General features: G+C 72.7%; 23 protein-coding genes, 2 tRNA genes and 1 pseudogene. 8 read left to right on the forward strand and 18 right to left on the reverse strand.

Translation table 11 applies throughout. The features are described 5' to 3' along the window. Nucleotides 1–14: 14 nt before the first annotated feature. The 6 genes from ACF07B_RS00905 to ehuB form a co-directional block, all read right to left on the reverse strand. Nucleotides 15–88: transfer RNA gene (locus ACF07B_RS00905), tRNA-Lys, on the reverse strand. A gap of 135 nt (nucleotides 89–223) precedes the next feature. Further along, nucleotides 224–982, reverse strand: coding sequence for an IclR family transcriptional regulator (locus ACF07B_RS00910; protein ID WP_369481554.1), 759 nt, complete (start codon nucleotides 980–982; stop codon nucleotides 224–226). Between the two features lie 253 nt (nucleotides 983–1,235). Next, complete coding sequence (gene ehuA, locus ACF07B_RS00915) at nucleotides 1,236–2,003, reverse strand: ectoine/hydroxyectoine ABC transporter ATP-binding protein EhuA (RefSeq protein ID WP_362390606.1); 768 nt, start codon at nucleotides 2,001–2,003, stop codon at nucleotides 1,236–1,238. Between the two features lie 82 nt (nucleotides 2,004–2,085). After that, nucleotides 2,086–2,736 carry an ectoine/hydroxyectoine ABC transporter permease subunit EhuD gene (gene ehuD / locus ACF07B_RS00920; protein WP_369481555.1) on the reverse strand — a complete coding sequence of 217 codons (651 nt, stop codon included), beginning with the start codon at nucleotides 2,734–2,736 and terminating at the stop codon, nucleotides 2,086–2,088. A gap of 82 nt (nucleotides 2,737–2,818) precedes the next feature. Further along, a complete protein-coding gene (gene ehuC, locus ACF07B_RS00925) occupies nucleotides 2,819–3,559 on the reverse strand; it encodes an ectoine/hydroxyectoine ABC transporter permease subunit EhuC (protein WP_392177289.1) in 741 nt (246 codons plus the stop codon). Next, nucleotides 3,556–4,485 (reverse strand): ectoine/hydroxyectoine ABC transporter substrate-binding protein EhuB, encoded by a 930-nt coding sequence (gene ehuB / locus ACF07B_RS00930; RefSeq protein WP_392177290.1) that lies wholly within the window; start codon nucleotides 4,483–4,485, stop codon nucleotides 3,556–3,558. The genes ehuC and ehuB overlap by 4 nt, the downstream gene beginning before the upstream one ends. Nucleotides 4,486–4,581: 96 nt before the next feature. Between ehuB and ACF07B_RS00935 the strand changes: the two genes are divergently transcribed. Further along, nucleotides 4,582–5,076, forward strand: a complete 495-nt coding sequence (locus tag ACF07B_RS00935) for a DUF3830 family protein (protein ID WP_362389831.1) — start codon at nucleotides 4,582–4,584, stop codon at nucleotides 5,074–5,076. Here the strand turns inward: ACF07B_RS00935 and ACF07B_RS00940 are convergent. Next, nucleotides 5,073–6,479 carry an amidase gene (locus ACF07B_RS00940; RefSeq protein WP_392177291.1) on the reverse strand — a complete coding sequence of 469 codons (1,407 nt, stop codon included), beginning with the start codon at nucleotides 6,477–6,479 and terminating at the stop codon, nucleotides 5,073–5,075. The two genes, ACF07B_RS00935 and ACF07B_RS00940, sit on opposite strands and share 4 nt — an antisense overlap. 20 nt (nucleotides 6,480–6,499) lie before the next feature. Next, on the reverse strand, nucleotides 6,500–7,483 hold the full coding sequence (locus ACF07B_RS00945; RefSeq protein ID WP_392177292.1) for a D-2-hydroxyacid dehydrogenase: 984 nt from the start codon (nucleotides 7,481–7,483) through the stop codon (nucleotides 6,500–6,502). Nucleotides 7,484–7,685: 202 nt separating this feature from the next. Between ACF07B_RS00945 and ACF07B_RS00950 the strand changes: the two genes are divergently transcribed. The 3 genes from ACF07B_RS00950 (at nucleotide 7,686) to ACF07B_RS00960 (ending at nucleotide 10,452) form a co-directional block, all read left to right on the forward strand. Continuing rightward, nucleotides 7,686–8,465 (forward strand): aspartate/glutamate racemase family protein, encoded by a 780-nt coding sequence (locus tag ACF07B_RS00950; RefSeq protein WP_392177293.1) that lies wholly within the window; start codon nucleotides 7,686–7,688, stop codon nucleotides 8,463–8,465. Continuing rightward, entirely contained in the window at nucleotides 8,462–9,217 is a 756-nt protein-coding gene (locus tag ACF07B_RS00955; protein WP_392177294.1) for a decarboxylase, read from the forward strand. The genes ACF07B_RS00950 and ACF07B_RS00955 overlap by 4 nt, the downstream gene beginning before the upstream one ends. Before the next feature lie 119 nt (nucleotides 9,218–9,336). Continuing rightward, nucleotides 9,337–10,452, forward strand: a complete 1,116-nt coding sequence (locus ACF07B_RS00960) for an LLM class flavin-dependent oxidoreductase (protein ID WP_392177295.1) — start codon at nucleotides 9,337–9,339, stop codon at nucleotides 10,450–10,452. On the opposite strand, the gene ACF07B_RS00965 is transcribed toward ACF07B_RS00960, so the two are convergent. Next, complete coding sequence (locus ACF07B_RS00965; protein WP_384232773.1) at nucleotides 10,443–12,371, reverse strand: putative bifunctional diguanylate cyclase/phosphodiesterase; 1,929 nt, start codon at nucleotides 12,369–12,371, stop codon at nucleotides 10,443–10,445. The two genes, ACF07B_RS00960 and ACF07B_RS00965, sit on opposite strands and share 10 nt — an antisense overlap. A gap of 353 nt (nucleotides 12,372–12,724) precedes the next feature. On the opposite strand from ACF07B_RS00965, the gene ACF07B_RS00970 reads away from it, so the two are divergent. Continuing rightward, nucleotides 12,725–14,272, forward strand: a complete 1,548-nt coding sequence (locus ACF07B_RS00970) for a M6 family metalloprotease domain-containing protein (protein ID WP_392177296.1) — start codon at nucleotides 12,725–12,727, stop codon at nucleotides 14,270–14,272. A 74-nt stretch (nucleotides 14,273–14,346) separates the two neighbouring features. Here ACF07B_RS00970 and ACF07B_RS00975 read toward each other — a convergent pair. The 7 genes and pseudogenes from ACF07B_RS00975 to ACF07B_RS01005 all read right to left on the reverse strand — a co-directional run bounded on the left by ACF07B_RS00975 (nucleotide 14,347) and on the right by ACF07B_RS01005 (nucleotide 21,382). Next, nucleotides 14,347–14,420 (reverse strand) — tRNA-Lys (locus ACF07B_RS00975). Further along, nucleotides 14,411–15,304, reverse strand: a complete 894-nt coding sequence (locus ACF07B_RS00980) for a hypothetical protein (protein WP_392177937.1) — start codon at nucleotides 15,302–15,304, stop codon at nucleotides 14,411–14,413. Before ACF07B_RS00980 ends, ACF07B_RS00975 begins: the two co-directional genes overlap by 10 nt. A 220-nt stretch (nucleotides 15,305–15,524) precedes the next feature. Further along, on the reverse strand, nucleotides 15,525–15,902 hold the full coding sequence (locus ACF07B_RS00985) for a hypothetical protein (protein ID WP_362389849.1): 378 nt from the start codon (nucleotides 15,900–15,902) through the stop codon (nucleotides 15,525–15,527). Between the two features lie 153 nt (nucleotides 15,903–16,055). After that, on the reverse strand, nucleotides 16,056–17,390 hold the full coding sequence (locus tag ACF07B_RS00990; protein ID WP_392177297.1) for an AAA family ATPase: 1,335 nt from the start codon (nucleotides 17,388–17,390) through the stop codon (nucleotides 16,056–16,058). Further along, nucleotides 17,387–18,982: a hypothetical protein gene (locus ACF07B_RS00995; protein WP_392177298.1), complete on the reverse strand. Its 1,596-nt coding sequence runs from the start codon at nucleotides 18,980–18,982 to the stop codon at nucleotides 17,387–17,389. The genes ACF07B_RS00990 and ACF07B_RS00995 overlap by 4 nt, the downstream gene beginning before the upstream one ends. A 332-nt stretch (nucleotides 18,983–19,314) precedes the next feature. After that, nucleotides 19,315–20,430, reverse strand: a pseudogene (locus ACF07B_RS01000) (hypothetical protein); the annotation flags it as partial. Then, on the reverse strand, nucleotides 20,381–21,382 hold the full coding sequence (locus ACF07B_RS01005) for a phosphatase PAP2 family protein (protein ID WP_392177299.1): 1,002 nt from the start codon (nucleotides 21,380–21,382) through the stop codon (nucleotides 20,381–20,383). The pseudogene ACF07B_RS01000 and the gene ACF07B_RS01005, both read right to left, overlap by 50 nt. A gap of 243 nt (nucleotides 21,383–21,625) precedes the next feature. Here ACF07B_RS01005 and ACF07B_RS01010 point away from each other — a divergent pair, with 243 nt between their 5' ends. Continuing rightward, entirely contained in the window at nucleotides 21,626–22,222 is a 597-nt protein-coding gene (locus ACF07B_RS01010) for a histidine phosphatase family protein (protein WP_369485531.1), read from the forward strand. A 19-nt stretch (nucleotides 22,223–22,241) separates the two neighbouring features. On the opposite strand, the gene ACF07B_RS01015 is transcribed toward ACF07B_RS01010, so the two are convergent. Next, on the reverse strand, nucleotides 22,242–23,813 hold the full coding sequence (locus ACF07B_RS01015) for a hypothetical protein (protein ID WP_392177300.1): 1,572 nt from the start codon (nucleotides 23,811–23,813) through the stop codon (nucleotides 22,242–22,244). Nucleotides 23,814–24,111: 298 nt separating this feature from the next. On the opposite strand from ACF07B_RS01015, the gene ACF07B_RS01020 reads away from it, so the two are divergent. Together ACF07B_RS01020 and ACF07B_RS01025 are read left to right on the forward strand one after the other, a co-directional pair. Continuing rightward, on the forward strand, nucleotides 24,112–24,549 hold the full coding sequence (locus ACF07B_RS01020) for a hypothetical protein (protein ID WP_362389861.1): 438 nt from the start codon (nucleotides 24,112–24,114) through the stop codon (nucleotides 24,547–24,549). 64 nt (nucleotides 24,550–24,613) lie between these two features. Continuing rightward, complete coding sequence (locus tag ACF07B_RS01025) at nucleotides 24,614–25,513, forward strand: spermidine synthase (RefSeq protein WP_392177301.1); 900 nt, start codon at nucleotides 24,614–24,616, stop codon at nucleotides 25,511–25,513. A gap of 57 nt (nucleotides 25,514–25,570) precedes the next feature. Here ACF07B_RS01025 and ACF07B_RS01030 read toward each other — a convergent pair whose 3' ends face one another. Further along, the gene (locus tag ACF07B_RS01030) at nucleotides 25,571–26,113 is read right to left on the reverse strand and encodes a hypothetical protein (protein WP_392177302.1); all 543 of its coding nucleotides are present in this window, start codon (nucleotides 26,111–26,113) and stop codon (nucleotides 25,571–25,573) included. Nucleotides 26,114–26,142 lie beyond the last annotated feature (29 nt).

The following is a 26,142-nucleotide window of genomic DNA, read 5'->3' on the forward strand; positions in this document are numbered from 1 at the left end:
GGCCTTCACCGAAGTGCGCCGCCAGGGACTCGAACCCCGGACCCGCTGATTAAGAGTCAGCTGCTCTAACCAACTGAGCTAGCGGCGCATGACTCTCGCCTTCCGCTTGCGCGGTCGGCGACGAAAGAAATACTACCTGGTCCGCGGCGGTGCTTCCGACCAGCCGCGCGCACCGTTCGCGCGAACCGCACGGGTGGAGCTCGTACGGGCCGGGTGAGCGCTGTCAGATCGCCAGGGAGAGCAGTACCGGGGTCGCCCCGCGGTTCAGCGTGTCCGCGGCGCGGCGGAGTCGATGGGCGTGTTCGACCGGGAGGGAGAGGGCGAGGCAGCCGACGGAGGAGCCCGCGGTGATCGGGACGGCCGCGCAGACCGTGCCGATCGCGTACTCCTGGAGGTCGAGCACGGGCACGGTGGCCGGCTGGGAGTCGAGACGGGACAGCAGGAGCCGCTCGCTGGTGATGGTCCGCGAGGTGAGCCGGGCCATCTTGTGGCGGGCGAGATGGTCGCGGCGGCCGTTGTGGTCGAGTTGGCCGAGCAGGCTCTTGCCGACCGCGCTGGCGTGCGCGGAGGAGCGGAAGTCGACCCATTCGTTGACCGCGGGGGTGGACGGGCTCTCCGCGTACTGGGTGACGTGCACCTCGCCGTCGATGTAGCGGCTGAGGTAGATCGCGGCGCCGACCGAGTCGCGGAGCCGGTCGATCGTCTGCTGGAGTGTGTCGCGCAGCGCCTGCTCGCGGCCGTGGGCGGAACCGAGCCGGCCGAGGGCGGCGCCGGTGACGTACGCGCCGTCCGTGACCTGCTCGACGTAGCCCTCCCGGCGCAGCATGCGCAGCAGTGCGGTCAGCCGGTCGGCGCCGAGGCCGGCCTGGCGGGCGAGTTCGGTCGCGGTGACGCCGGTGGTGTGCCGCGACACCGTCTCCAGGACGCGCAGGGCGTCCTGGGCCGAGTGGTACGGCGCGGTCGGCTCGTTCATCAGCGCCACGGTTTCCCCCTGCGCTTCATGGCCCGGCTCAAAAATGACGTCGGCCCGGACACCTGGGCTCACTACACGATAACGGCCAAGACGCCATCTGTGGCGGTCTGTTGACGAGATTGATGGTGCGCCTCATGCCTCTCAGCAGGAGCGCACCACCTTGGCATATGCCAAAGGCATGACCCTTCGGGCATGTCCCACCGGCCGGACCTCGCGCCTTGCCGTCCGTGCCGCCCTTCCGCCCCTCCCGCGCTCCCCGGCCTCAGAGGACCGCGCCGAGGAACTCCCTGGTCCGCTCGTGCTCCGGGTCGCCGAAGATCCGCTCCGGCGGGCCGGATTCGATGACATGGCCAGAATCGAACATCAGCACCTGGTCCGAGATGTCCCTGGCGAAATTCATCTCGTGGGTCACACAGAGCATCGTGATGTCCGTGGTGTGGGCGATGTCGCGCAGGACGTCGAGGACGCCCGCGACGAGTTCGGGGTCGAGCGCGGACGTCACCTCGTCCAGCAGCAGGACCTGCGGCCGCATCGCCAGCGCGCGGGCGATGGCCACGCGCTGCTGCTGGCCGCCGGACAGCCGGCCCGGCCGCTCGTCGCACTTGTCCGCGAGACCGACCAGGTCCAGCAGACCGCGGGCCCGCTCCTCGGCCTCGTCCCGGGACAGGCCGAGCACGGTGACGGGCGCCTCGGTGACATTGCGCAGCACGCTCATGTTCGGGAACAGGTTGAACTGCTGGAAGACCATCCCGATCTTCTTGCGGACCTCGCGGACCTGCTTCCCCTGCGCCGGGAACAGCCGGTCCCCGGCGACCGTGATCGTGCCCTCGTCCGGCCGGTCCAGGGTCATCAGCAGCCGCAGGATCGTCGTCTTGCCGGAACCGGACGGGCCGATCAGCGTGACGTGCTTGCCGGAGTCGACGCGGAAGTCGAGCCCGTCGAGGACGGTGTTGTCCCCGAAGCGCTTGGTGACCTTGTCGAAGCGGATCAGCTCGGTGCCGTCCACCGGGGGGTTGGTGAGGTCCTTCAGGGGGCCGGCCTCGGTGTCGGGGCCGGCGGTCGTACCGGCGGTCGGGTCGTTGTGCGCGCCGGCGTTCGCGCCGGTGTTCGTGTCAGCGGACAAGGCGTCGCTCCAGGGCTCGCAGCAGCAGGGAAGCCGGGTAGGAAATGAGGATGAAGGCCACGCCGATGACCGTGAGCGGCTCCGTGAACTGGAAGTGCTGCTGCGAGTACAGCCGCGCCTCGCCCAGCATCTCCAGCACGGTGACCGTCATCAGCAGCGGGGTGTCCTTGAGCATCGCGATGACGTAGTTGCCGAGCGCGGGCACCACACGGCGGACAGCCTGCGGCAGGATCACCGCCGTCCAGGTGCGCCGCACGGGCAGGCCGAGCGCCGTGGCCGCTTCCCACTGGCCGGCGGGCACGCCCTCGATACCGGCCCGGTAGACCTGCATCGTGTACGTCGAGTAGTGCAGCCCGATCGCGATCACACCGGTGGTCAGCGCGGAGAACGTGATGTTCCACTCGGGCAGCACGTAGAAGAGGAAGAACAGCTGCACCAGCAGCGGGGTGTTGCGTACGAACTCGGTGGCCACCCCGACCGGCCAGCGCACCCAGCGCGTCGGTGTCCGCATCAGCAGCGCCCACACCAGGCCGAGAACGAACGAGATCACCGAACCGAGGGCCAGGGCCTCAAGGGTGACCAGCAGGCCGTCCCGGAAGTGCGGCATGAAGTCGCCGACGGCGCTCCAGTCCCAAGTCACGGGGCACCACCGATCGTCGTCTTCATGAGGGGGATGGCGCTGAGGGGTGTGGCGTGGAGAGGCGTGGCGTGAGGCGTGGTGCTCATGAGGCACCTCCGCCCGCGGCGGCGCCCGCACCGGCGCCCGCGCCGGTCGTCGCGGCCCGCTTCGCCTCGCGGACCGGCGTGCTGTCCGGCACCCCGCCGACCCCGGCCTTCAGCCGCTTCTCCAGGCCGCGCATCAGCCGGGTGAGCAGGAAGGCGATGACGAAGTAGATGAGCAGGACGTACGTGTAGACCTCCGCGCTCTGCTGGAGGGCGAGCCGCACCAGATTGGCGCTGAAGGTCAGGTCACCCATCCCCATCACGGAGACGAGCGCCGTGCCCTTGAGCAGTTCGACCAGCAGGTTGGAGAAGGGCGGGATCATCTCCGGCACCGCCTGCGGCAGCAGGATCAGCCGCATCCGCTGCCCCGGTGTGAAGCTGAGCGCGATCCCGCCCTCGCGCTGCGCCGGGTCGACCGCGTCGAGCGCGCCGCGCACGATCTCGGAGCCGTACGCCCCATAGGTCAGCCCGAGCGCCAGGGTGCCCGCCCACAGCGGGACGAGCTGCCAGCCGAAGGCGAGCGGCAGCACGAAGTACACCCAGAAGATCATGATCAGCGCTGAGGTGCCGCGGAACACCTCGGTGTAGAAGCCCGCGAGGAAGCGGACGACCCACCGCCGCGACGTACGCGCGATTCCTGCCAGAAAGGACATGGCTCCGGCCAACAAGGCGCTGAAGAACAGCAGTTGGACGGTGACCCAGATCCCTTCGAGAACGAGTTTCCAGAGTCCCGATGTCATCCGCGGCACAGCTCCTTCGCGGTCATGTCGGTCATCTCGGCCTTGGTGAAGCCGAACGGCCGCAGGATGCGGAAGACGTCGCCGCTCTCCTTCATCTTCCGCAGCTCGACGTTGAAGGCGTCCCGCAGCCTCGTCTCCGGCGAACGGAACGCGAAGCCGCCGCCGTCGACGTGCGGCCTGCCCTTGACCAGCGGCGCGAAGGGCTTCGTGCTCTCGGCCTTGGCGGACTTACGCACCACCTCGCGGACGGTCAGCGCGGTCCCCGCGAACACGTCGGCGCGACCGGCCTCGACCGCGTTCAGCCCGGCGACCTGGTCGGGCACGATCAGGATGTCGCTCTCCTTGTATCCGGCCTCGACCGCGTACTGGATCTCCGCGTAACCGGTCCCCGTCGCGAACCTGGCCTTCTTCGCCACGACGTCCTTGTAGTCGTGCAGCCCCTTCGGGTTGCCCTTGCGCACGATGAACGCGTCGAGCATCCGGTAGTCGGGGTCGGCGAAGATGACCTGTTCGCAGCGCTCGGCGTTGATGTACATCCCGGCGGAGACGACGTCGAACTGCTGCGAGTTGAGACCGGGTATGAGGGAACCGAACTCGGTCGGCACCGGCTGGACCCGGTCGACGCCCAGCCGTTTGAAGACGGCCCTGGCGAGTTCCGGTGCCTCGCCGGTCAGTTCGCCGTCCCGGTCGATGTAGCCGAAGGGGATCTCGCCGGCGATGCCGAGGCGGACGACCCCCTGCGCCTTCAGCCGGTCGAGGAGATCTCCGCCGTCCGTCGACGACGCCGAGGCCACGCGACTGCATCCGGCGGCGCCGAGCGCGCCGAGTGCCGCGACCCCCGCGAGCAGCGACCGGCGGGTCGTCCCGGAGGGATGTCTCTCGTTTCCCGTTGTGTTCGCACGTGCGTTCTCGAATGGTGGAGCCATGGCCGCGCGGCTACCCGAGACCATGCGTTGTATGCGGGCCGATTCCGGCCCCGTGCGGGCCGACGGGCTCTTGACCGCCGCGGGACCATGGAACGCATGGCTGCTCGATTCATCGAAGTCTCGCTGGTCAGGCGCGGTGTGCACGGCACCGTGAAACTTCTCGACGACCGCGCGCCGGTCACCTGCGCGGCGGTGTGGGACGCGCTCCCGCTGAGCGGGGACGTGTACCACGCGAAGTACGCGCGCAATGAGATCTACGCACTCTTCCCCCCTTTCGCGACATCCGAGCCACCGCTGGAGAATCCGACCGTCACTCCCATTCCCGGGGACCTTTGCTACTTCGCCTTCGCGGGTACGGAGTTGGGTACCGGGGCCTACGGATACGGCACCGACGTCCGCCCCGGCACCACCGTGGTCGACCTCGCGCTCTTCTACGAACGCAACAACCTGCTCCTCAACGGAGACGTGGGCTGGGTGCCGGGCATCGTCTGGGGCCAACTGGTCGAGGGTCTCGACGAGATGGCCCGAGCCTGCAACGACCTGTGGCGCACCGGCGCCGCGGGGGAGACGCTGAGCTTCGAACGGCTCTAGAGAACGGGCGGTGGCGCCGCGACGCCGGCGGCGCCCGCCTCGTACAGCGCGTGTGCCGTCCGCAGGACGAGGTCGTCCCGGTGCCGGGCGGCGACGATCTGCAGGCCGGCCGGAAGTCCCTGGCCGTCCGTGCCGACCGGGACCGTCGCCGCGGGCTGCTGCGTCAGATTGAAGGGGTAGGTGAACGGGGTCCAGCCCGTCCAGCGACGGGAGCCCGACCCGGCCGGGACCTCGGCGCCCGCCTCGAAGGCCGTCAGCGGCAGGGTGGGCGTGATCAGCACGTCGTACGACGTGTGGAACAGGCTCATCCTGCGCCCGAGCGCCATCCGGACGTCCGTGGCGGCGAGATAGTCCAGCGCGCTGAACCGGGCTCCCAGGCCGCTGATCTCCAGCAGGCCCGGGTCGAGCAGGGCCCGCCGGCCGGCGCCGAACCGCTGGGTCACCCGGGCCGCCCCGCTGAACCACAGGGTGTGGAAGGCCTCCACCGGATCGGCGAAGCCGGGGTCCGTCTCGGTGACATGGGCGCCGAGGCCCGCGAGGCGCTCCACCGCCCGCCGTACCGCCGCCGCCACGGCCGGGGCGACCGCGACCTGTCCGCCGAGCGAGGGCGAGAAGGCGACCCGCAGCCCCCGGACCCCCGCGCCGAGGGCGTCCACGAAGGACCCCCCGGCCGGGGCCTGCGCCGACCAGTCGCGGGCGTCCGGCGCGCCGATCACGTCGAGCATGAGGGCCGCGTCGGCGGCGTCCCGGGTCATCGGGCCCACGTGCGCGAGAGTCCCGAAGGCACTCGGCGGATACAGCGGCACCCTGCCGTACGTCGGCTTCAGTCCGAAGATGCCGCAGAAAGCGGCCGGGATACGGACACTGCCGCCGCCGTCCGTACCGAGCGACAACGGTCCCGCTCCCGTCGCCACGGCCGCCGCGCTGCCCCCGCTGGAGCCACCCGCGGTGCGCGTGACGTCGTACGGATTGCGCGTCACCCCCGACAGCGGTGAGTCCGTGACCCCCTTCCAGCCGAACTCGGGCGTCGTCGTCTTGCCCAGGAACACCGCGCCGTGCTCGCGCAGCCGGGCCACGGCCGGCGCGTCCTCCTCCCAACGGCCCCCCGCGATCGTGGTCCTGGAGCCGCGCAGGGTGGGATGGCCGCGCAGCAGCAGGATGTCCTTCACCGTCACGGGCACGCCGTCCAGCAGGCCCGCGGGCTCGCCCCGCCGCCAGCGGTCCGCTGATTCCCGTGCCCGCGCCAGGGCCTCGTCCGCGAAGAGAACGACGAACGCGTTCACGGCGGGCTGCGCGCGGCCGGCTCTCTCCAGGGCCGCGCGGGTCGCGTCCTCGGGGCTGAATTCGCCCTTGCGGTACCCGTCGACGAGTTGTATCGCCGTCAGCTCGGTGAGTTCCGGCATCGGTCCCTCCCAGAGGCGGTTCAGTGTCCGGGCACGTACCCGCGCTTCTTGTCGACCACGTTCGACAGCGGTCTGCCCGCGGCCCAGCGCTCGAACAGCTCCACGAACTGCTCCCCCAGCTCGTCCCGCCAGCCGGCCGTGTCCCCGCTCATGTGCGGCGACACGATCAGACCCGGGACGTCCCACAACGGGCTGTCGCGGCCGAGGGGTTCGTGCTCGAAGACATCGAGGGCCGCGCCCGCGATCCACCGTTTCGACAGCGCCTCGGCGAGCGCCTCCTCGACGACGAGCTGCCCGCGCCCGACATTGACGAAGCGGGCCGAGGGCTGCATCAACCCGAAGCGCCGGGCGTCGAACATGCCGCGTGTCTCCGCGGTGAGCGGCGCCGCCGACACCACCCAGTCGGCACGCGCCATCAGCCGGTCCAGCTCCCCGGGACCGTGGATCCCGGTGCGCGGGACGCGTCCCACCAGTGCCGTCGTGACATCGAGCGCCTTGAGGGTGCGGACGATCGCCCGTCCGATCGGCCCCGACCCCACCACGCAGGCGCGGGTCCCGGCGACCCGCTGCGACTCGCGGTGCCGCCACTCGCGCTGCCGCTGGAGGTCCCAGGTCCGCGGAAGGTCCTTCGCCATGGCGAGGACCAGCGCGGCCACGTACTCGGCGATCGGCCGGTCGAAGACGCCGCGCGCGTTGGTCACCACCGTGTCGGAGGCGGCGAGCTCGGGGCACATCAGATGGTCCACACCCGCGCTCGCGGTGTGCACCCAGCGCGGCCGCGGCCCCTCGCCCGGCCAGGCACGGCGTACGGCCCGCGAGGTGAAGTCCCACACGAGCAGCACGTCCGCGTGCGGCAGCAGCTTCGCGAGCGTGGACTCGTCGGCGTGCTCGATCCGTACGCGGCCGGTGAGCCGGCCCAGCCGGGGAAGCGGGTCGGCGTCCAGGACGAGCAGTGTGGCCCGGTCCGACGGGCTGGACGCGCCGGGGGACACACGGGCGTTCATCGGAGGAAACCGTTTCGCAAGGGGAGTCCGCTTCTCTGGGAGATCCTGGGGCGAAATGACCGGGAGACGTGCGGGCGAACGGGAGCCGAACCGTCTGAGATGGGCGGATTGACCACGCTCGCACCCGAACCTACCTTCGTCAACACGGGCTCGCATACGGTCCGTTGCCCGCCCGTTTCCCTCTTCGAGGCCGGTGCCTGCCATGGATGTCTCCTTTCTCGGCGGTCCGTATCCACAGCGCGGGGTCGGCGTCGTCGCCCCCTTCGACTTCGCCCTCGACCGTGAACTGTGGCGGTGGGTCCCGGACGACGTCTCCCTGCACCTGACCCGCACCCCGTTCGTACCGGTCGAGGTGAGCCTGCACCTGGCCCGCCTGGTCTCCGAGCACGAGACCCTCGGCGACGCGGTCCGCGCCCTGAACGCGGTCGCGCCCGAGGTCGTCGCGTACGCGTGCACGTCCGGCAGTTTCGTCGGCGGGGTCGCCGGGGAGCGGGCGATGTGCGAGGCGATGACCCGGGCGGGCGCGCTGCCCTCGCTCACCACCTCCGGCGCCCTCCTCGCCGCCCTGGAGGAGCTCGGCGCCCGCCGGATCGCCCTGGTCACCCCCTACACGGTCTCGGTCACCCAGTCCCTGGAGGAGTACCTCGCGGAAGCCGGCATCACAGTCACCGAGCGCGCCTTCATGGGTCTGACCAGGCACATCTGGAAGGTCCCGTACCGCGATGTGGCCGACATGGCCCGCCGGGCGGCGCGAGGCGCGGCGGACGCCCTCTTCATCAGCTGCACCAACCTTCCGACGTACGACGTCATCCCCCAGCTGGAGGCGGAACTGCGGATACCGGTGATCTCGGCCAACCAGGTGACGATGTGGGCGGCGCTGCGCCAACTGGGTACCCGGGCGGTGGGCCCCTATCAGCGGCTGATTGACCGGGCCGCCCGCCGGGGACCCGTACTTCCCGAAGAACAGGAAGGTTGGGCATGACCGCACTCGGATTCCTCTACCCGGGCCACTCGGCCGAGGACGACTACCCACGCGTCGAGCAGCTCCTCGGCAGCGACATCCGCCTGACCGTCGTCCACACGGACATGGGGGAGGACGCCCACCGCGTGGACGCCCTCCTCGAAATGGGCTCGGCACACCGCCTGGCGGCGGGCGTCGAGGAGCTGCGCCTGTCCGGCGCGGAGGCCGTGGTCTGGGCGTGTACGAGCGGCAGTTTCGTGTACGGGGTGCAGGGCGCCCACGAGCAGGTCCGCGACCTCGCCAGGACGGCCGGGCTGCCCGCCTCCTCGACGTCCTTCGCCTTCGCCCATGCCGTGCGGGAGCTCGGGGCGAGGCGGGTCGCGATCGGGGCGACCTACCCCGACGACGTGGCCGCGCTCTTCGCCGGGTTCCTGAAGGAGACCGGTACGGAGGTGGCCGCGGTGCGCGGCTCCGGCGTCGTCACCGCCGCCGAGGTCGCCGGCTGGGACTACGACGAGGTCCTCGCGCTGGCCAGGGCGGCGGACCACCCGGACGCCGACGCGATCCTCCTCCCCGACACGGCCCTGCACACCGTCTCCCATCTCACGGACCTGGAGAAGGAGCTCGCCAAACCGGTCCTCACCGCCAACCAGGTCACGGTCTGGGAGGCCCTGCGCCTGACGGACCGCCGCGTGAACGCCCCGGCCCTCGGCACCCTCTTCACCAGGGAACCGATCGTCCAGGCGGAGGGTGGTCCAGCCCTTCAGGAGTGAAAGATCCAGCCCCTCCGGCGTCTGAGGGGCGCTCCCCGCCCACCCGGAGGGAATAAGCGGAGACGGCCTCCTGTTCGTACGCCGAGGACACCAACGCGTACGCAACAGGAGGCACCCCGGTGGACGAGACGGCCGAGACGGACGAGATCCGAGGTACGGCACAGGGCACCGCCCCCGTGCCCCTGTCCGTACTGGACCTGGTCACCGTGGGCGCGGGCCGCACCGCGACCGACGCCCTGCGCACCAGTGTCGAGATCGCCCGCCTCGCGGAGTCCCGCGGCTTCCACCGCTACTGGGTGGCCGAACACCACTCGATGCCCGGCGTGGCCAGCTCCTCGCCCGCGGTGATCCTCGCCCACCTGGCCGCCCACACGGACCGCATCCGCCTGGGCTCCGGCGGAGTGATGCTCCCCAACCACGCCCCGCTGGTCATCGCCGAGCAGTTCGGCACGCTGGAGGCGATGGCCCCGCACCGCGTCGACCTGGGCCTCGGCAGGGCCCCGGGTACGGACGGCGCGACGGCCGCCGCGCTGCGCCGCACCCAGCGGCTGGGCGAGGGCGCCGACGACTTCCCCGAACAGCTCGCGGAACTGGTCCGCTTCCTGGACGACGACTTCCCCGACGGCCACCCCTACGCCCGGATCCACGCCGTTCCCGGGCCGGTCCAGGCGACCTCGCCGGGCGGCGTCCAGTCCCCGCACCGGCCCCCGGTCTGGCTGCTCGGCTCCTCCGGTTTCAGCGCCCGCCTCGCCGGGTCCCTCGGCCTGCCGTTCGCCTTCGCGCACCACTTCTCGGCGCAGAACACGATCCCGGCGCTCGACCTCTACCGCGAGTCCTTCCGGCCGAGCGCGGTCCTCGACGCCCCGTACGCCCTCATCGGCGTCTCCGCGCTCGCCGCGGACGAGGAGAGGGAGGCCCGCCGCCAGGTGCTGGCCGCCGCGCTGAACATGGTCCGCCTGCGCACCGGGCGTCCCGGACTCGTGCCCACCCCGGAGGAGGCGGAGGCCTACGAATTCAGCCCGATGGAGCGGGAGTTCATCGGATCCTGGAACGCCAACGTCATCCACGGCACCGCCGACGAGGTGCGCGCCGGCCTCGACGACCTTCAGAAGCGCACCGGCGCCGACGAGTTGATGATCACGGGCAACGCGCACAGCGCCGACGTACGGCTGCGCTCGTACGAACTGATCGCGGACGCCTACGGGTTGCCGGGGGCGCGGACCGCTCAGGCCTGAGGGCAGGTCGCCGACATCAGGAGCGCGGAGATGCGTTCCGGCGCCACCGGCCGGGAGTACAGCCAGCCCTGGCCGGTGTCGCAGCCGATCCCGCGCAGCCGTGACGCCTGCGAGGCGGTCTCCACGCACTCGGCGGTGACCGTCAGGCCGAGCCGGTGGGCGAGCTGGATGAGCGCCTCGACGATGACCTCGTCGGCCGGGTTGGGGTGGGCGGACGAACCGTCGGCGTTCTCGTACTGGAAGCCCCGCACGAACGAGCCGTCCAGCTTCAGCACCGACACCGGGAGCCTGCTCAGGTAGGCGAGGTTCGAGTAGCCGGTGCCGAAGTCGTCGATGGCGATGCGGACCCCCATGTCGCTGAGTGCCTGCAACGCCTGGAGCGGACGGCCCGCCGAGCCCATCACCGCCGACTCCGTCAGTTCCAACTGGAGCAGATGCGGGGCCAGTCCGGTCTCCGCCAGGATCTTCGCCACGTCCGCCACCAGGTCGGAGTCCCAGACCTGGCGCACGGCGACATTGACGCTGACGAAGATCGGCGGGGCGTCCGGACGGTCGAGCTGCCAACGGCGCGCCTGGCGGCAGGCGGTGGCCAGCACCCAGCGGCCGAGCTGGACGATCGAGCCGTTCTCCTCGGCCAGTCCGATGAACCGGTTCGGTGTGAGCGTCCCGAACCGCGGGTGGTTCCAGCGGACGAGCGCCTCGACCCCGTGCACACCGCCGTCCTCCATCCCCACCAACGGTTGGTACTCCAAGGCGAACTCACCCCGCTCGACGGCCGCGCGCAGGGTGGACGACAGGGCCTGGCGGGTCATGCGGTGCGCGTTGCGCTCCGGGTCGAAGAGCGTCCAGCGGCCTTTGCCGTCCGCCTTCGCCCAGTACAGCGTGGTGTCCGCGGCCTGCATCAGACCGGTCGCCGTCGTGCCGGTGGCGCGCCGCTCGACGACCCCGATGGACGCCGACAGGGACAGCCGCTGCCCCGACAGGTCGAACGGCGCCTGGAGCGCCTTCAGTACGGACTCGGCGAGATCCGCGAGCTGGTCGGTGCCCGTGGAGTCCTCGACGAGCAGCGCGAACTCGTCCCCTCCCAGCCGGGCCACCAGGGGTTTGGCGGCCCGCGTGAGGCCGGCCTCCTCGGCGCAGCGCGTCAGACGCTCCGCGACCGCCGCGAGCAGCCGGTCCCCGACCCGGTGGCCGAGTGTGTCGTTGACCGCCTTGAAGCCGTCCAGGTCCAGATAGCAGAGCCCGATCCGGCCGGTGCCGCACTCCGCGTACGCCTCCGCCTCCAGCGCCGCCGAGAGGCGCTCGAAGAACAGGGTGCGGTTGGGCAGCCGGGTCACCGGGTCGTGCATCTGCAAGTGGCGCAGCCGCGCCTGGAGTTCACGCCGCGCGCCGATGTCCGTGACCGAGATCAGCACCGCCCGTTCCTGCGGGGGCAGTGGCGCGATCGTGACCTGCGCCCAGACCACATGACCGTCGGGATGCTTGAGCCGGCGGGTGCAGCGCAGCCGGGCCCGGCTGCCTCCCAGCATCTCCCGGTACGCGTGCCAGGTGCGGGCGTCGGAGGCCAGGTCCACCAGATCGGCGGCGGCCCGCCCGGTGAACGTCCGCGCCTCGGCGCCGAGCAGCGTGCCCAGCGCTTCGTTGGCGGTGACGACGAGACCTTCGCGGTCGACGACGGCCATCGCGAGGGGAGCCGTACCGAAGGCCGCGTGGAAGGTACGGAGTGACGTTCCGTCGGGAACCGCAGGGGAGGCCGGTGTCCCGGAAGGCGGCCCCGGCGCCACGGACGGTACGGAGGGGGCGGGTGGGCCGTGAGAGGTTCCGGCGGACGTACGAGAAGACGTGTCGACGTGACGCTCTGTGACGGTCGGCCGGACGAGGTCTCCCGCGGGCGCCGGCCCTTCGGACGTTCCGCTCACCGCTCGCTCCCGCAGTGCACTCGTTCTTCGTATGGGTCTCTCGGGGCGGTCGGCCGGTGATGGGCGGCCGCACAAGCCGTGTCCGTGCAGGAAAGTGTGCCGATCATAGAGGCTGCCCGCGAAACGGTGCGGCCACTGTCCAGTGTCCAGGAACAACCACCTGTTCTGACAGATCGTTTCTGCCTGTTATCCGGACGGGTTCCCTCTCCCGCCGACCGCACGTGACGTTCCGTGCATGTCCGGGGGTGTCGGCCCCCTCGGCACTCACTCGTCCGGTGCAGACAAACAGGGCGAAATAGTACAAATTCAATCAGGCTGGGTGCGGTGACCCGAAACCGCATCCGGAGGTCGACGTGCCGCGTCCGCTCCCCTTGAGGGTTCTCGCTCGCGGGCTCCTGCGCGGTCCCGCCCGCGACGGGGCGGCCCGCTGGCGCAGCACCGCGGCCATGTTCACGTCGATGACCGCGCTCGCGGCGACCTCGCTGGGGCCGGGCCACGCGATCGCCGAACCCCTCGCGTCGCCCTGCGCCCTGACGCGGACCGGGGCACACCACTCGGAGGGCGCCGACACCTGGAACGCCGCCTATGAGCGGCCCACGCGGCCCCTCGACGCCGTGATGGTCTTCCTGTCCTTCCCCGACTCCACCCCGCGCACCACGCCCGCCGAGCTGACGGGCGACTACTTCCCGGCCACCAGCCGCTTCTTCGAGCAGGCCTCGTACGGAAAGTTCACGGTCCGGCCGCATCCCCAGCGTGCCTGGATCCGGATGCCGCACGCCTCCACCTCGTACGCCATACAGCGTGACTGGAACGCCGGTGACCGTGCCGCCTATCTGCGCGACGCCCTGTCCGTGGCCGACCCGCGGATCGACTTCTCGCGGTACGACGTCGTCTACTTCGTCGCGGACCCGGACGCTCCGGGCGTCGACTCGGACGCCACGAAGGTCGTCAACCTGGACACGCCGCTGCGCGCGGACGGCAAGGACATCCGGCGCGTGGTCACGGTCTTCGAGAAGCATCCGCCGGACCGGCTCGTCCTCGCGCACGAGACCGGCCACGTCTTCGATCTGCCCGACCTCTACCACCGCCCCACCGACGGCAAGGGCGACTGGGACACCTATGTGGGCGACTGGGACCTCATGGGCAGCCAGTTCGGCCTCGCCCCCGACCTCTTCGGCTGGCACAAGTGGCGGCTGGGGTGGCTGGAACCGCATCAAGTGGCGTGCGTCCTGGGCTCCGGCACCACCCGGCTGACGCTGGAACCGCTGGAGGCCGGACCCGCCCGCTCCACGGTCGGATCGGCCGGAGCGAGCGCCCGGGAGGACGCCGGAGCCGGGGTGCTGGCCACCGGCCCGGCCGCGTCGGCGGCGAGAGGCCGGGCCGCGTCGAACGGGGCGAACGGGGCGACCGGGCCGAGTGGGGCGACCGGACCGGAGGTGGCCTGGCAGGGGCCGCGGGTGCCCTCGGGCGGACCGCGGACGTCCGTGCGGGGTCCGGGCGCGCCGGGCACCTCCTCGAACGCGGTGGGTGTGGCGGCTCCCCCCGGATCGCGGACCGTCGGCGCCGGCCGGGGCACCAAGCTGGCGGTGGTTCCGACGGGCCCGGACAGCGCGATCGCCTTCGAGGCCAGGGGGCCGTCGGGCAACGACAGGTCGACGTGCGAGCAGGGCGTCCTCGTCTACCGGGTCCGCAGCCGGACCGAGTCGGGCAGCGGACCCATCCAGGTCCTCGACGCCCACCCCGGCACCGAGTCCTGCTGGGAGGACTCGGTGTACCCGCCGCTCGCGGACGCCCCGGTGGGCCTCGGGGAGGGCTTCGAGGTGCCGGGCGCGAACGTCCGGGTCCAGGTGGAGGACCGGACGGCCTCGGGGGCCTGGACGGTGCGGATCACGACAGGCTGAGCGGGCTCCGCGACCGCGGAAACGACGAGAGCGGGATGCTCGCGTTTCCGCGAATCATCCCGCTCTCGTTGGCGTGCGCCGCCAGGGACTCGAACCCCGGACCCGCTGATTAAGAGTCAGCTGCTCTAACCAACTGAGCTAGCGGCGCCTGCTGACGTCGTAGACCTTAGCATCCTGATCGGCACGAGGAAAAATCGATATCCGTACCGCCGACGCCGCCGCCTCGCGGGCCGCCCGCACGGCCGCCCAGAGCAGGATCTCGGGGCCGGGAAGCCAGGGCCGCCGCGTGTCGGGGGCGACCAGCCAGCGGGAATCGGCCCGGACGGCCTCCGGCCCGTGGCTCCCGGGGTTCAGCGGGGGCACGGTGACCGCGTCTCCCGTGCCGTGGCACAGCAGCGGTGGCACCTCGCGGCACCGCCCCGCCCGGGGGCCGTGTCCCGGGCCGGCGGAGCCGACGGGGCCACCGGGCCCCTGGACGGCCCCGGCCGCCGGGCGCCCGCCCCGCTCCCCGGCGCCCGCGCGCTCCGGGAAGGCGCCGGCCGGCCCCGGGAAGGCGCCGACGTGTTCCCGGGACGGGGAGGTGCCGACGCGTTCCGGGGACGGGGAGGTGCCGACGCGTTCCGGGGACGGGGAGGTGCCGACGCGTTCCGGGGACGGGGAGGTGCCGACGTGTTCCGGGGAAGTGCCGACGCGGGCGGGGGAGGCGCCCGCGTGTTCCGGGGAGGTGCTCACGCCCCACTCCTCCCACTCCATGAGCGAAGGGAGCCGCTGGGCGGTGCCGGGCGCGGCGAAGAGCAGGATCCGTCCGCGGTAGGCCGCCACCGGGCCCGAGCCCGGCCCCTCGTCCCAGAGCCGGTCGAGCATCCGCCGCCCGAAGAGGGCCGAGGCGCTGACGACGTCGAACGCGCTGCCGCAGAGCAGGACGACCGGGGCGTCGGGCCGTTCGCGCCACAGAGCGAGCGTGCTGCGCGGATACGTTCCCGCGGAGGCGAGCCAGGCGGCGCCCTCGGCCGTGACACCCGAGACGTCCAGCTCTTCGGGCGACCTGGCTCCGGGGCTGTGCGGGCTGCTGCTCGGCGGGTTCCGTGTGCTGCTCATGCCGCATACATCTACCGGCGGTGAGCGTCCCGTCCCGGAGGGTTGCCGGAAATCGGGACAGGCAGGGCCGAGGTGGAGTATCTTGCCCGGCTGGCATATGCCAGGAAGGGGGCGGGGTGAGGCCGCCCGGCCGTCCTGATCCCGGGCGTCCGCGTCACAGCGGGTCGGTCACCCCGTGACCGTGTCCGTTGCCCTCCGCGCCCCGCAGCAGGTCCTGGCCGAACTCGACCATCTTCTTCGCGTAGTCCTCGGTCCACTCGGCCCGCTCGGCGATCGAGGCGGTGGTCAGCCGGTCGAAACGGCGCGGATCGGCGAGCTGCGCGGCGGCCATGGCCTGGAACTCCACGGCCCGGTCGGCGGCGGCGCGAAACGCGTGCGCCAGCTCCGTGGACCGGTCGAGCAGCGCGCGCGGATCGTCGATCGACTCCAGGTCGAAGAAATGCTCCGGATCCCCGGCGGCCTCCGCGGGCTCGAAGAGCAGGGGCGCGGGGCGTAGCCGCGGTTCGTTCCGACGCGGCGTGGGCTCCGCCATGTCTTCTCCTCCTCGTAGGTTCGGGGCCCCTCTCGGCAAAGGGCCACCGTCCATTGTCTCGCGCCCGCGCAAGTGGGCCCGCAGGGCCGAGCACGCCCGCGGAAGCCGGACCTCGCCGGATCCCTGGGCCCTCGGAGCGGGCCGCCCGCGGGCTCAGGGCCGCCAGGCCACCCGGTGTTCCGCCAGATGCGACAGCACCGAATGATTGGCCTCCCAGCCATCCGGAAACTTCACGGTCACCCCCAGCTGTACGGGCTCGGTCGACGGGTGGTCGTCCAGCAACTCCGTGATTCCTTCCCGGCAGATCACGATGCACGCGTGCCGGTGCCGGGAAGCGAGGACGCACAGACGTCCGGTCTCCAGATGGAAGGCCGTGGCGTCGGGCCGTCCCGACAGCGGGTGCAGGACGACGGTGACGTCGAACTCCCGTCCCTGGAGCCGGTTCGCCGTGTCCACGGTGACATCCGTGACGCCGAGACCGGCCAGCGCCGCCCGCACGGCCGCGGCCTGGTCGCGGTGCGCCGTGCCGACGGCGATCCGGTCGGCCGTCAGGGGCACCGGATCCTCCGCCCGCTCCGACACGGCCGCGCCGCCCCGGTCGAGCAGCCGCCGTACGACCCCGGCCACCGCGTGGATTGCCTCCGGGTCCGTGCGCGGAGTGTGCCGGGCCGGCAGTTCCAGCAGCCCCCAACCGGACTCGGCCGCCTCGTCGATGACCCGGTCGGTGCCCGAACCGTCCGACGGGACGGCGAAGTCCAGCCGCCGGTCGCCGTGACCGGTGCCGCTGCGGAACGGCGTGTACGGGTAGAAGGCGCCCGAGACCAGGGGCGCGGCCGACGCGGGCAGCCGCCAGGACACCGGCAGCCGGTGCTGCGGCAGCTGCGGATTGTGCGCGAGCAGCGTGGACACCGCGGACGCGGACGGGTCGTAGGACAGTCCCGCCCACTGCTCCGAACCGACGATCGCGAACGGGTCCAACTGCCCCGGGTCGCCCACGAACAGCGCCCGCTCGAAGAGCCCGGCGACCGCGAGCAGCGCGTCCGAGCGCATCTGGTACGCCTCGTCGACGATGGCGTGCCGCCAGGGCTCGACACCCTTGACGTGCGCCCACTTCGCGGCGGTCGAGACGACGACGTCCAGGCCCGCCAGGTCGGCCGCCTTCGCGGACTTGCGGACCTGGTCCAGGCCGTCAAGCGCCTTGTCGTACGGGTCGGAGTCGCTGCTGTGCAGCCGGCCCACGGGCAGGTCCGGTTCCTTCTCCGCGAGCCGCAGCACCAGATCGTCGACCTGGGCGTTCGTCTGCGCGATGACCATCAACGGGCGTCCGGCGGCAGCCAGTTCGAGAGCGGCCCGGACGACGAGGGTCGACTTGCCGGCGCCCGGCGGGGAGTCGACCACGACGCCGCGGTCGGTGCCGTGCAGGGTGTCGCGCAGGATCGCGTCGGTGGCGCGGGCGGCCTCGGCACCCGGGTCGAAGACAACGGTCACAGGACGTCCTCCTCCGTCACCTGGTCCGGCAGCGGCAGGGCGTCGGGCTCACCCGGCGGCCCTCCGTGCGTCCACGGCGTCTCCTCCGGGTCGGGCAGCTTGGCACCGCCGCGCTGCTCGTGCTCGAAGAGCGTGAAGCAGACGAGGTCCCCCTTCTCCGGCACGGACCCGGCCTCGGGTTCCTTGCCGCGCCCCATCTTGTCGACGATCCGCAGCACCACGGCCGCGCCCTCGTCGGCGTACCCCACGAACTCCGCGGCCTGCGGCTTCCCGCCGAGCGAGCGGTACACCCTGGCCCGTTCCCCCAGGTGCGGGCGGTCGTCCGTGCGGACGGTCACCAGCGGGCGGGGGCTCGGCCGCTTGCCCTCGCTGTACGCCGTCACGACCTCGGTGACCTCTCCGGCGAACGCCTCTCCGGCGAGCCGCCGGCCGGCCATGACCAGCGGGTCGTCCAGGGCCTCCTGCGCCTCCAGCCGGGCCTGCTCCCGCTCGCGGGTGGCCAGCTTGTTCGCGGCGGTGACCGCGTCGTCGCGGCGCGGCTGCGGCGGCTCGCCCGCCACCACCCGGTCGCGGTGTCCGGTGAACGACCAGCGGTCACGGGTCCACCGGTCGGCGGCGCGCGCCCCCTCCGGCAGGGCCCGCAGCAGGTCGAGCCCGTGCCAGACCGCGTCCCAGGTGGGCCGGGTGACGCTCTCGACCAGGTCGCGGATCCTCCGCTCGGCCGCGGTGAGTTCACCGAGCCGGTCGTCCGCCTCGACGCCGTCCTCGGCGGCGGCCAGCGCCGTACGCGCGCGGTCGTAGCGTTCGATCGCGGGGGCCAGCAGCTCGTTGTCGAAGGCGGGGTCGGTGGCCGGTCCCGCGGGCGGGCAGACGAGCTGACCGCGCGTGTCCCGCTGGAGCTCGGCCCGCACCGCCGCCTCGGCGCCCGGCCCGCCGTCCGGCGGATCGAGCCAGGCCAGGAGCGCGCCCAGATGCTGATCCTCCAGGCTGCTCTGACCGGTGGCCCAGTGCCGTGACAGCACATCGGTGAGGGCGAGGAGCAGGGCGGAGCCGGGCACCCGGGCGCGCTCCCCGAAGTGGGTCAGCCAGCGCCCGAACAGCGGCACCCGGGGAGGCGCCGGATGCGGTGTCTCGGGATCCTGCTCGGCGGTGCGGCGAAAGCGGGTGGAGCGCCCGAGGAGGCGGACGAACTCGATACCGGCCCGGCCCGGCACGATCAGCTGCGGAGCGTCGGCGCACAGCTCGACCTCGACCTTGACGCGCTTGCCGGTCTCCGGGTCGGTCTCGCTGCGCTCGGCCGCCTCGACGACGTCGGCGTACGCGTCGACATAGGGCAGGACGACGTCCGCGAGTTCGGCGAGGAAGGCGAAACGCAGGTCGCGGTCGCGCGGCTGCGGCACGACCAGCAGCCGGGGCGCGTCCCGGTCCGTGCCGACGAGCGCGCCGAGCGGGGCCCCCGCCTCGCCCGCGGTGGTCAGCGGCACGAACACCAGCGGCCGTTCGACGAGATGGCGGTGGAGCACGGTGGCGGCGGGCTGCGCCCGGCCGCTCTCGACGGCCTCCAGCCGGGCGAGGGCGGTGATCAGCGACATACGCCCGCCTCCCGGCCGTCCGTGACGCCGGGGGCGGACGCCTCGGGGGACCCGGGCACACCGGCCGCAGCGGTTCCGGGCGCACCGGCCCGCGATGCGCCCGTCCGCGGTGCACCGGCCTGGGGTGCGTCGGCTCGGGGTGTGCCGGTCCGCGATGCGTCGGCTCGGGGTGCGTCGGCCTCCAGGGTCGGGGAGCCGGGGGCGGGCACCGTGGGTGGCGTGGCGAGGAGGGCGCCGGCGGTGCCGATCCGGCCTGCCGCGTGGTCGTCCCGTACGCCGGTCCGTGCCGCCACCGCGGCCGGTACCCGCTCCGCCGCTCGGGTACGGGCCTGCGCGGACGCGCCGCTCAGGGCCTCCGCGCGCAGCGCTGCCGCTCTCCTGAGGGCCGCCACGGCGGGATCGCCGGGGTCGCCCGCCTTCCCGCGTGCCGCGGCGAGGACGTCCGGGACGGTCGTCAGGGCGCCGAGTTCCGCGCGCAGCGAGCGGCCGAGCGAGGTCACCGCGCCCTCGGCGCGCGAGCGGGCCCGGCAGTGGAAGGCCAGTTCGCAGGCGGACAGGCACTCGGGGGCATAGGTGGCGGGGACCGCCTCGACGGCCGTGATCAGATCCTCGGCGGGAAGACCGGGGGAGAAGCAGGTGCCCTCGGGGAGGGCGGCCGCGATGTCCTCGACGCGGGTGAGGCGGGCGAGCTGGCGGCGGGTGACCGCGCGCTGTTTGCGCACGTCGACGGCCGAGGCGGCCGGGAGGTTGGAGAAGTCCTTCGGGCAGACCAGCAGGACACGGTGGTGGACCTCGGGAGCGGGATCGAGGCCGGCCGCGACCTCCTCCAGGGCCAGGACGTACACCGCGGACTGCCGGGCGGCGGCGCCCACCTTGGCGGGGTCGGCCGAGCCGTCGAGCATCGGGAACGACTTGATCTCGACGACCGTCCAGCCGCCGTCGGGATGCACGACCACCGCGTCCGGCTCCAGGAAGGCCGGGGAACCCGCGACGTCCAGGGCGAGCATGGGGTGGTCGAGCAGGGTCCAGGCGCCGGCCCCGGTGGCCTCGCGCAACGCCCGTGCCGTACGTTCCGTGCGCCCCTCGGGGCCGATCGCGCTCAGGTCGGGAACGGAACCGGCGCCGGGCGGCGCGGCGCCGGGGTCCAGCTTCTCGTGCACCAGCCGCAGCAGCTCGGCGCCGCCGTCGGCCTTGACCCGTGCCTCGAACGCGTTGCCCCGCATGAAGGCGAACTGCGACATCCCGAACGCGGACGGCGCGCCGATCGCACCGGCCAGCTTCGCCTTGTCGACGCCCACGCCGTCCAGCAGGGCGCGCCGGTCGCACCCGGGGTTGGCGGCGAGCGCCGCCAGCGCCCGCGCGTCCAGCGCCTTCGGCGCGATGTCCGGACCGCGCAGCTCAGCGAGCTGCTGTCGCAGCGCTGTCGCCCGCCTCCGTGGCGGAGGCACCTGCCTCGGCTCCCGGCCCGGGCCGGGACTCGCGCTGTCGGGGAATTCGTTCACCCGTGGAAGTCTGGCACCCCGCACTGACAATCGCGGAACCCTCGCCCCCCGCGGCACCCCCGGCCCACGGGACACGGACCTTCAGCAGCGTCCGCACCCGGTCCGCCGCCCGCATCACGAACGGGGTCAGCAGCAGGCCGGCCCCCATCACGGCGGCACCCGCGACGGCGTCCAGGAAGTAGTGGTTGGCCGTGCCCATCACGACGATCGTGGTGAACAGCGGATAGATGACGGCGGCGGCCCTGGCCGCGGGCGTACGGCCGTGACGCCACAGCATCACCCCGCACCACAGCGCCCAGCCCACGTGCAGGCTCGGCATCGCCGCGTACTGGTTGGTCATCCCGCCCATGCCGCGCGGCGCGCTCGCCTCGCCGCCCCACCAGCCGTAGGCGCTGTACTGGGCCATCGTGTCGACGAAGCCGTGCTCGGGCGACAGCAGCCGGGGCGGGCAGGTCGGCAGCAGGGTGAAGCCGATCAGGCCGATGAACGTGGAGGTCCAGAGCCAGGTGCGGGCCGCGCGGTAGCGCACGGTCCGGGAGCGGAAGAGCCATATGAGGATCGCCGGCGTCACCACGTAGTGCAGCGACGCGTACCAGAAGTCGGCGGGCACACCGAGCCAGGTCTCCCGCGTGAACAGCCGGTTCAGCGGATGCTCGGCGTTGAGGTGGAGAGCCTTCTCGACGCGCAGGATCTCCAGGCCGTGGTCCACGGCGCCGGAGGTGTTGCCCCGGGCGAGCAGCCGGCCCGCGGTGTACGCCCCGTACACGAGCAGGATCAGCGGGACCTCGGTCCACCAGCGCAGACGGGCCTGCGACGCGGCGGACGCGCGCAGGGCGCTCCACCGGCCCGACCGGGCGCGCGGTGCCGCTTCGGTACGCGGTGCATCGGTCTGCGGCATCCGATCGCCCTCCCCCAACTGCTCGTGCTTGCTCGTTCGCGGTGACCCGGTCCGTGGCCACCCGGGGATTTTACGGTGTACGCGAATTCCCCGGAGGGGCGCCCCGGATGTCAAAGACGCGGAGATCGCCCTCCGGGTTGCCCGGAGCGGACGTGAGCGATGATGGAGTGACCCACTCCTCAGTCGTCCACGGGTGAGCCGGCCCTCTCATCCGTGCCGCCCGTCACGGAAAGGCTCCTCGTCATGGCACCGCGCATCCTGCTGGCCCGGCACGGACAGACCGAATGGTCGCTGTCCGGAAAGCACACCGGCAGGACGGACATCCCCCTCCTGGAGGAGGGGCGGCGCGGAGCCAAGCTGCTGGGCGAGCGGCTCCACCGGTCACCGTTCGACTCGCTGCCCGCCGCCGAGGTGCGTGCCAGCCCGCTCGCGCGCGCGAGCGAGACGTGCGAACTCGCGGGCTTCGGGGAGCGGGCGACGGCCTGGGACGCGCTCATGGAGTGGGACTACGGCGCCTACGAGGGCATGACCCCGGCCGAGATACAGGACATCCGTCCCGGCTGGTTCATCTGGCGCGACGGGGTCCCCGAGGGGGAGACCCTGGAGCAGGTCACCGCGCGCGCGGACGAGGTCGTCTCGTGGGCCCGCTCCGAGGACCGCGATGTGCTGATCTTCGCCCACGGCCACATCCTGCGTTCCATAGGCGCCCGCTGGATGGGCCTTCCGCTGGACTTCGCGGCCCGCATCCGCCTCAACCCGACCTCTTTGTCGGTGCTCGGCTGGGCTTATGGGGAACCGGCGATCGAGGTGTGGAACGACTGCGGGCACCTGAGCGCCTGACCGGCGCCCCCGGCCGCCCTCACGCCGTGCGGGGCAGGCTCGCGTGCCGGTCGAGGAACGCCGAGACGCCCGAGGCCCGGCGGTGAGGCAGCAGCACGCGGGCCGTGGCCGCCAGCATGGTCTGGATGCGGGAGGACTGGACCTCGTTCAGCAGGTCCAGGACGCGCAGACCGGCGAGGGCCGCCTCGTCCGGGCGGCCGCCGCGGGCGAGGTCGTCGGCGAGTTCGGCGGTGTAGAGGGCGATGTTGCGGGTGAAGTGCGGGTCCTGGAGGTGGGCCGCGCGGCGTGCGTGGCGGGCGGCCCGGGGCCAGTCGCCCAGCGTCGACCAGCACTGCGCCTCCAGCCCCTCCAGCTCGGCCTCCCCGTAGAAGGTCATCCACTCGGGGTCGGTCTCCGAGGGGCCCCGTTCGTAGAGGGCCTGTGCGCGGGCCATCGCCTGCTCGCATCCCCGGCGGTCGGCGAGTCCGGCCCAGCCGCCCGCCTCGCGCAGCGCCAGCAGGGAGAGCAGCCGGGGGGATCCGAGGGGACGTGCGGCGCGCTGGGCGGCCTGGGCCGCGCGTACGGCCTCGCGCGGGCGCCCCGCGTCGCGGGCGAGGAACGCCGTGTTGCAGAAGGCGTGGGCCTCCAGGCCCGCGTCGCCCGCCATCCGGGCGGTCGCGAGGGCTTCCGCGTAGTGCGAGCGCGCGTCGTCGAAGCGCCCGGAGTCATGTGCCAGCCAGCCCACCGAGATGGCCAGTTCGCCCGCTCCGGAGTACAGCCGGTCGGCGGTCGCCCGCCGGGTGGTGCCCGCGTCGAGCAGTTCGTAGGCCGTGCGCAGGGGTGCCGCCGCGCGTCGGTAGAGCCCGTCGGCCCCGTGTCTGTCGTCGAGCAGCCGGATCCTGCGGACGGCCTCTTCGAGGGCGCCCGCCTCGGACGTACCCGCCCGGTGGACGCGGCGTTCGCAGGCCGCGGCGGTGCCGCCGAAGGCGCCCGCGAAGGGTCCCAGTGAGGCGGCCACCGTGGCGGTGCCTCCGGTCATGAATGCGCGACGCTGCACGTCGCTCTCCTCGTGGTTCTGATCGCGTTTGTCGTACGGGTCGTACGGATCGCACAAGCGGTGCGGGTCGTACGGATCGTGCGGGCTGTACGGATCGTGCGGGCTGTCCGTGTGGTGCGCGGTGCGCGGGCCGTACGGAGCCGGGACAGGGAGCGGACCCGACGTCTCATACGTCTCGCGCGCCCCGTCCGTCTCATGCGCGTGCGGGGCGTGCGGGAGGTTCGTGGAGTGCGCGAGGGGGGGCTCCCCGGTGTCGCGCGCCCCGCGTCCGCGCACCCATGAGCGGGGCGTGAAACCGAGGTCCGTCAGTGTGCGGCCGGGAAACATGTGCAGGAACACCCGCTCGTACGCGTAGTTGGGACAGCGGATCTCTCCCGCCTCGACGCGCCCGATGTAGCGCGCGTCGCAGCTCACCCGCTCGCCGATCTCGCGCGCGGCCCTCCGTACCAGCGCGGCGAACTCGCCCGGGGAGCGCTGACCGCGCAGCCTCCGGAAGGCGAGATTCGGCCGTGCCGGCCGGGGGGACGGGGACGAGGTCACCGATGACGACGCCATGGCCGGGCCCTCTCTTGCGAACCGTCGAACCACGCCGGAACCGAGGCTGACTTGACCGGGTTGTACCCGGTAGGTGCCTGCTTCCGGCGGGGCAAGAACGTACCTGCTGTGACAACGCCGCCACGCTGGGTTTGGCTACAAACCGGATATCTCATCCACGATCTGCCATGAACTGCCATCCTTTGTGGCGGAGTTTCGCCGTAGCCGTTGACGTCCTGGCGCGTTGAACCGGGTGGACCGGGAGCCGCCCGAACTCCCGACCCACTCGTCATGAGGAGGGGTTCCGTTGGAGGCCGGGATGCAGATCACGCAGAGCATCGAGTTCCGTACGCCGCCGTCGACCGCGCAGCACAGGCCGTCCCCGGAGCGCGGCGTCCCGCCGCGGCCGGCCGCCGAGTGCGACCTGGTGACCGTCCCGGCCCGCCAGGGGCTGGAAGCGGTCGACATCCTGCGCCGGGGCGCGGCCGACCTCGTGGGGCCCGTCCTGCACGACGGCGGCTGCGACACCCTCGGCTTCCTGGTGCCGCCCGGCACCGCCGACGCCTGGGACGTGCCCGGCAGCACCTGTACGCAGACCGGCGGCCGCGGCCTGCGGCCGGCGCCCGAGCCTCCGGTCGAGGGCTCGGACTGGCTGCTCCCGCCCGGTGACGCGGACCTCGCGACCGATCCGGCGGTGCTGCGGGCCGCGCTGGGCGAGGCCGCGCGGCTGATCGAGGCGGCCGACGGCTGCCGGTGAGCGGGCGCGCGCCCCGGTGACCGGTCGCTGAGCCGACCCGTCCCCGCGCCCCGATAATGGCCAGATGGCAAGGGCGAGGAAACAGCGGGCGGACGACGGCCGTGACACCGGACGGGGTGGACGGCGCGGGCCGGCCGAGGCGGTCGTCGAGGCCGTCGACGGCGGGCTCGCCGAGCTGCTGCCCGACCGCGACCGGGCACGCGGCTGGACCCTGCTCATCGACGGCGCCCCGCAGTCCCACGTCGACCTCGACGACCCCGCGTACCTCAGCTTCGAGTACCAGCGCCGCCTCGGTCATGTCATCGACCTCGTCGCCCCGCCCGGCAAGCCCGTGCAGGTCGTCCACCTCGGCGGCGGCGCCCTCAGCCTGGCCCGCTACACGGCCGCCACGCGTCCCCGGTCCACCCAGCAGGTCGTCGAGCGGGACGCGGCCCTCGTCCAACTGGTGCGCCGCGAACTGCCACTGGACCCGAACGCCCGGATCAGGGTGCGTTCCGTGGACGCGCGGGAAGGCCTCGCCAAGGTGCCCGACGGCTGGGCGGACCTGGTCATCGCCGACGTCTTCAGCGGCGCGCGCACCCCGGCCCACCTGACGTCCGCCGAGTTCGTCACGGAGGTCCGCCGGACCGTGAAGGACTCCGGGGTCTACGCCGCTAACCTCGCCGACGGCCCCCCGCTCGCGCACCTCCGCGGCCAGATCGCCACCGTCGCCTCCGTCTTCCCCGAGCTCGCCCTGGTCGCCGACCCGACGGTGCTGCGCGGCAAACGCTTCGGGAACGCCGTCCTCGTCGCCTCCGGCCGGCCCCTGCCCATCGCCGAACTGACCCGCCGCGCCGCCTCCGACCCGCATCCCGCCCGGGTCGAACACGGCAAGGAGCTCCTGGACTTCACGGGCGGCGCGGTACCGGTCACGGACGCGGTGGCGGTCGCCTCACCGGCACCGCCGCCGTCCGTGTTCCGCTGACCCGGCGTCAGCGCACCCCGGCGGGCGTGCGGACGCCCGCTCGCCGCGCGCGTCGGTTCAGTACGTCCCGATGTCCACGTGCGGAGGCCCGTCGTGCCAGTCGCAGAACACCGACACCCGGTCGGCGCCCGAGGTGAACTCCACGCGGATCCACGTCTCGGTCTTCCACACCTGCATCGACCAGCCGGTGTTCGGCGTCGCGGACACCAGCGTCCCGTACGTGGCGGTGATGTCGAAGACCACCCGGCCGCCGTCGGAGTCGTAGCCCTTGACCTGTCCGGAGGCGGACGGGGACGCCGTCGCAGCCGGCGGGGCCGGTGACGGACTGCCGCTCGCCGAACCGGACTTCGAGGGCGTCGAGCTCGGCTTCGGGCTCGTGGACGCGCTGTTCGGAGCACTCCTGGACGGCTCGGCCCGCCGGGTCGAGGACGCCAGCGGTCTCGTCTCCGGCGCCGTCGCGCCCGCCACCGTGATGGGCAGGGCGCGCGGCGGGTCGTAGGCCGTCCCCGTCATGACGGTGTGGACACCCCACCACGACAGCGTGACCGCCGCGCCCGTGGCGAGCAACCACGCGAGTACGTGTACGAGTCCTCTGCGCATCGCGGCCATACTGCACCACGAGCACCACG

This window comes from Streptomyces sp. NPDC015532 (assembly GCF_043078065.1).
Taxonomy (GTDB): Bacteria; Actinomycetota; Actinomycetes; order Streptomycetales; family Streptomycetaceae; genus Streptomyces.

Coding starts and splice junctions, on each gene's coding strand:
- ehuC (WP_392177289.1), bottom strand. CDS start 3,559: ATGACATCGGGACTCTGGAAACTCGTTCTCGAAGGGATCTGGGTCACC.
- ACF07B_RS01005 (WP_392177299.1), bottom strand. CDS start 21,382: ATGCCGCAGACCGATGCACCGCGTACCGAAGCGGCACCGCGCGCCCGG.
- ACF07B_RS01025 (WP_392177301.1), top strand. CDS start 24,614: ATGGCAAGGGCGAGGAAACAGCGGGCGGACGACGGCCGTGACACCGGA.
- ACF07B_RS00935 (WP_362389831.1), top strand. CDS start 4,582: ATGGCTGCTCGATTCATCGAAGTCTCGCTGGTCAGGCGCGGTGTGCAC.
- ACF07B_RS00950 (WP_392177293.1), top strand. CDS start 7,686: ATGGATGTCTCCTTTCTCGGCGGTCCGTATCCACAGCGCGGGGTCGGC.
- ACF07B_RS00955 (WP_392177294.1), top strand. CDS start 8,462: ATGACCGCACTCGGATTCCTCTACCCGGGCCACTCGGCCGAGGACGAC.
- ACF07B_RS00985 (WP_362389849.1), bottom strand. CDS start 15,902: ATGGCGGAGCCCACGCCGCGTCGGAACGAACCGCGGCTACGCCCCGCG.
- ACF07B_RS00940 (WP_392177291.1), bottom strand. CDS start 6,479: ATGCCGGAACTCACCGAGCTGACGGCGATACAACTCGTCGACGGGTAC.
- ACF07B_RS01010 (WP_369485531.1), top strand. CDS start 21,626: ATGGCACCGCGCATCCTGCTGGCCCGGCACGGACAGACCGAATGGTCG.
- ACF07B_RS01015 (WP_392177300.1), bottom strand. CDS start 23,813: ATGGCGTCGTCATCGGTGACCTCGTCCCCGTCCCCCCGGCCGGCACGG.
- ehuB (WP_392177290.1), bottom strand. CDS start 4,485: ATGGCTCCACCATTCGAGAACGCACGTGCGAACACAACGGGAAACGAG.
- ACF07B_RS00995 (WP_392177298.1), bottom strand. CDS start 18,982: ATGTCGCTGATCACCGCCCTCGCCCGGCTGGAGGCCGTCGAGAGCGGC.
- ACF07B_RS01020 (WP_362389861.1), top strand. CDS start 24,112: ATGCAGATCACGCAGAGCATCGAGTTCCGTACGCCGCCGTCGACCGCG.
- ACF07B_RS01030 (WP_392177302.1), bottom strand. CDS start 26,113: ATGCGCAGAGGACTCGTACACGTACTCGCGTGGTTGCTCGCCACGGGC.
- ACF07B_RS00945 (WP_392177292.1), bottom strand. CDS start 7,483: ATGAACGCCCGTGTGTCCCCCGGCGCGTCCAGCCCGTCGGACCGGGCC.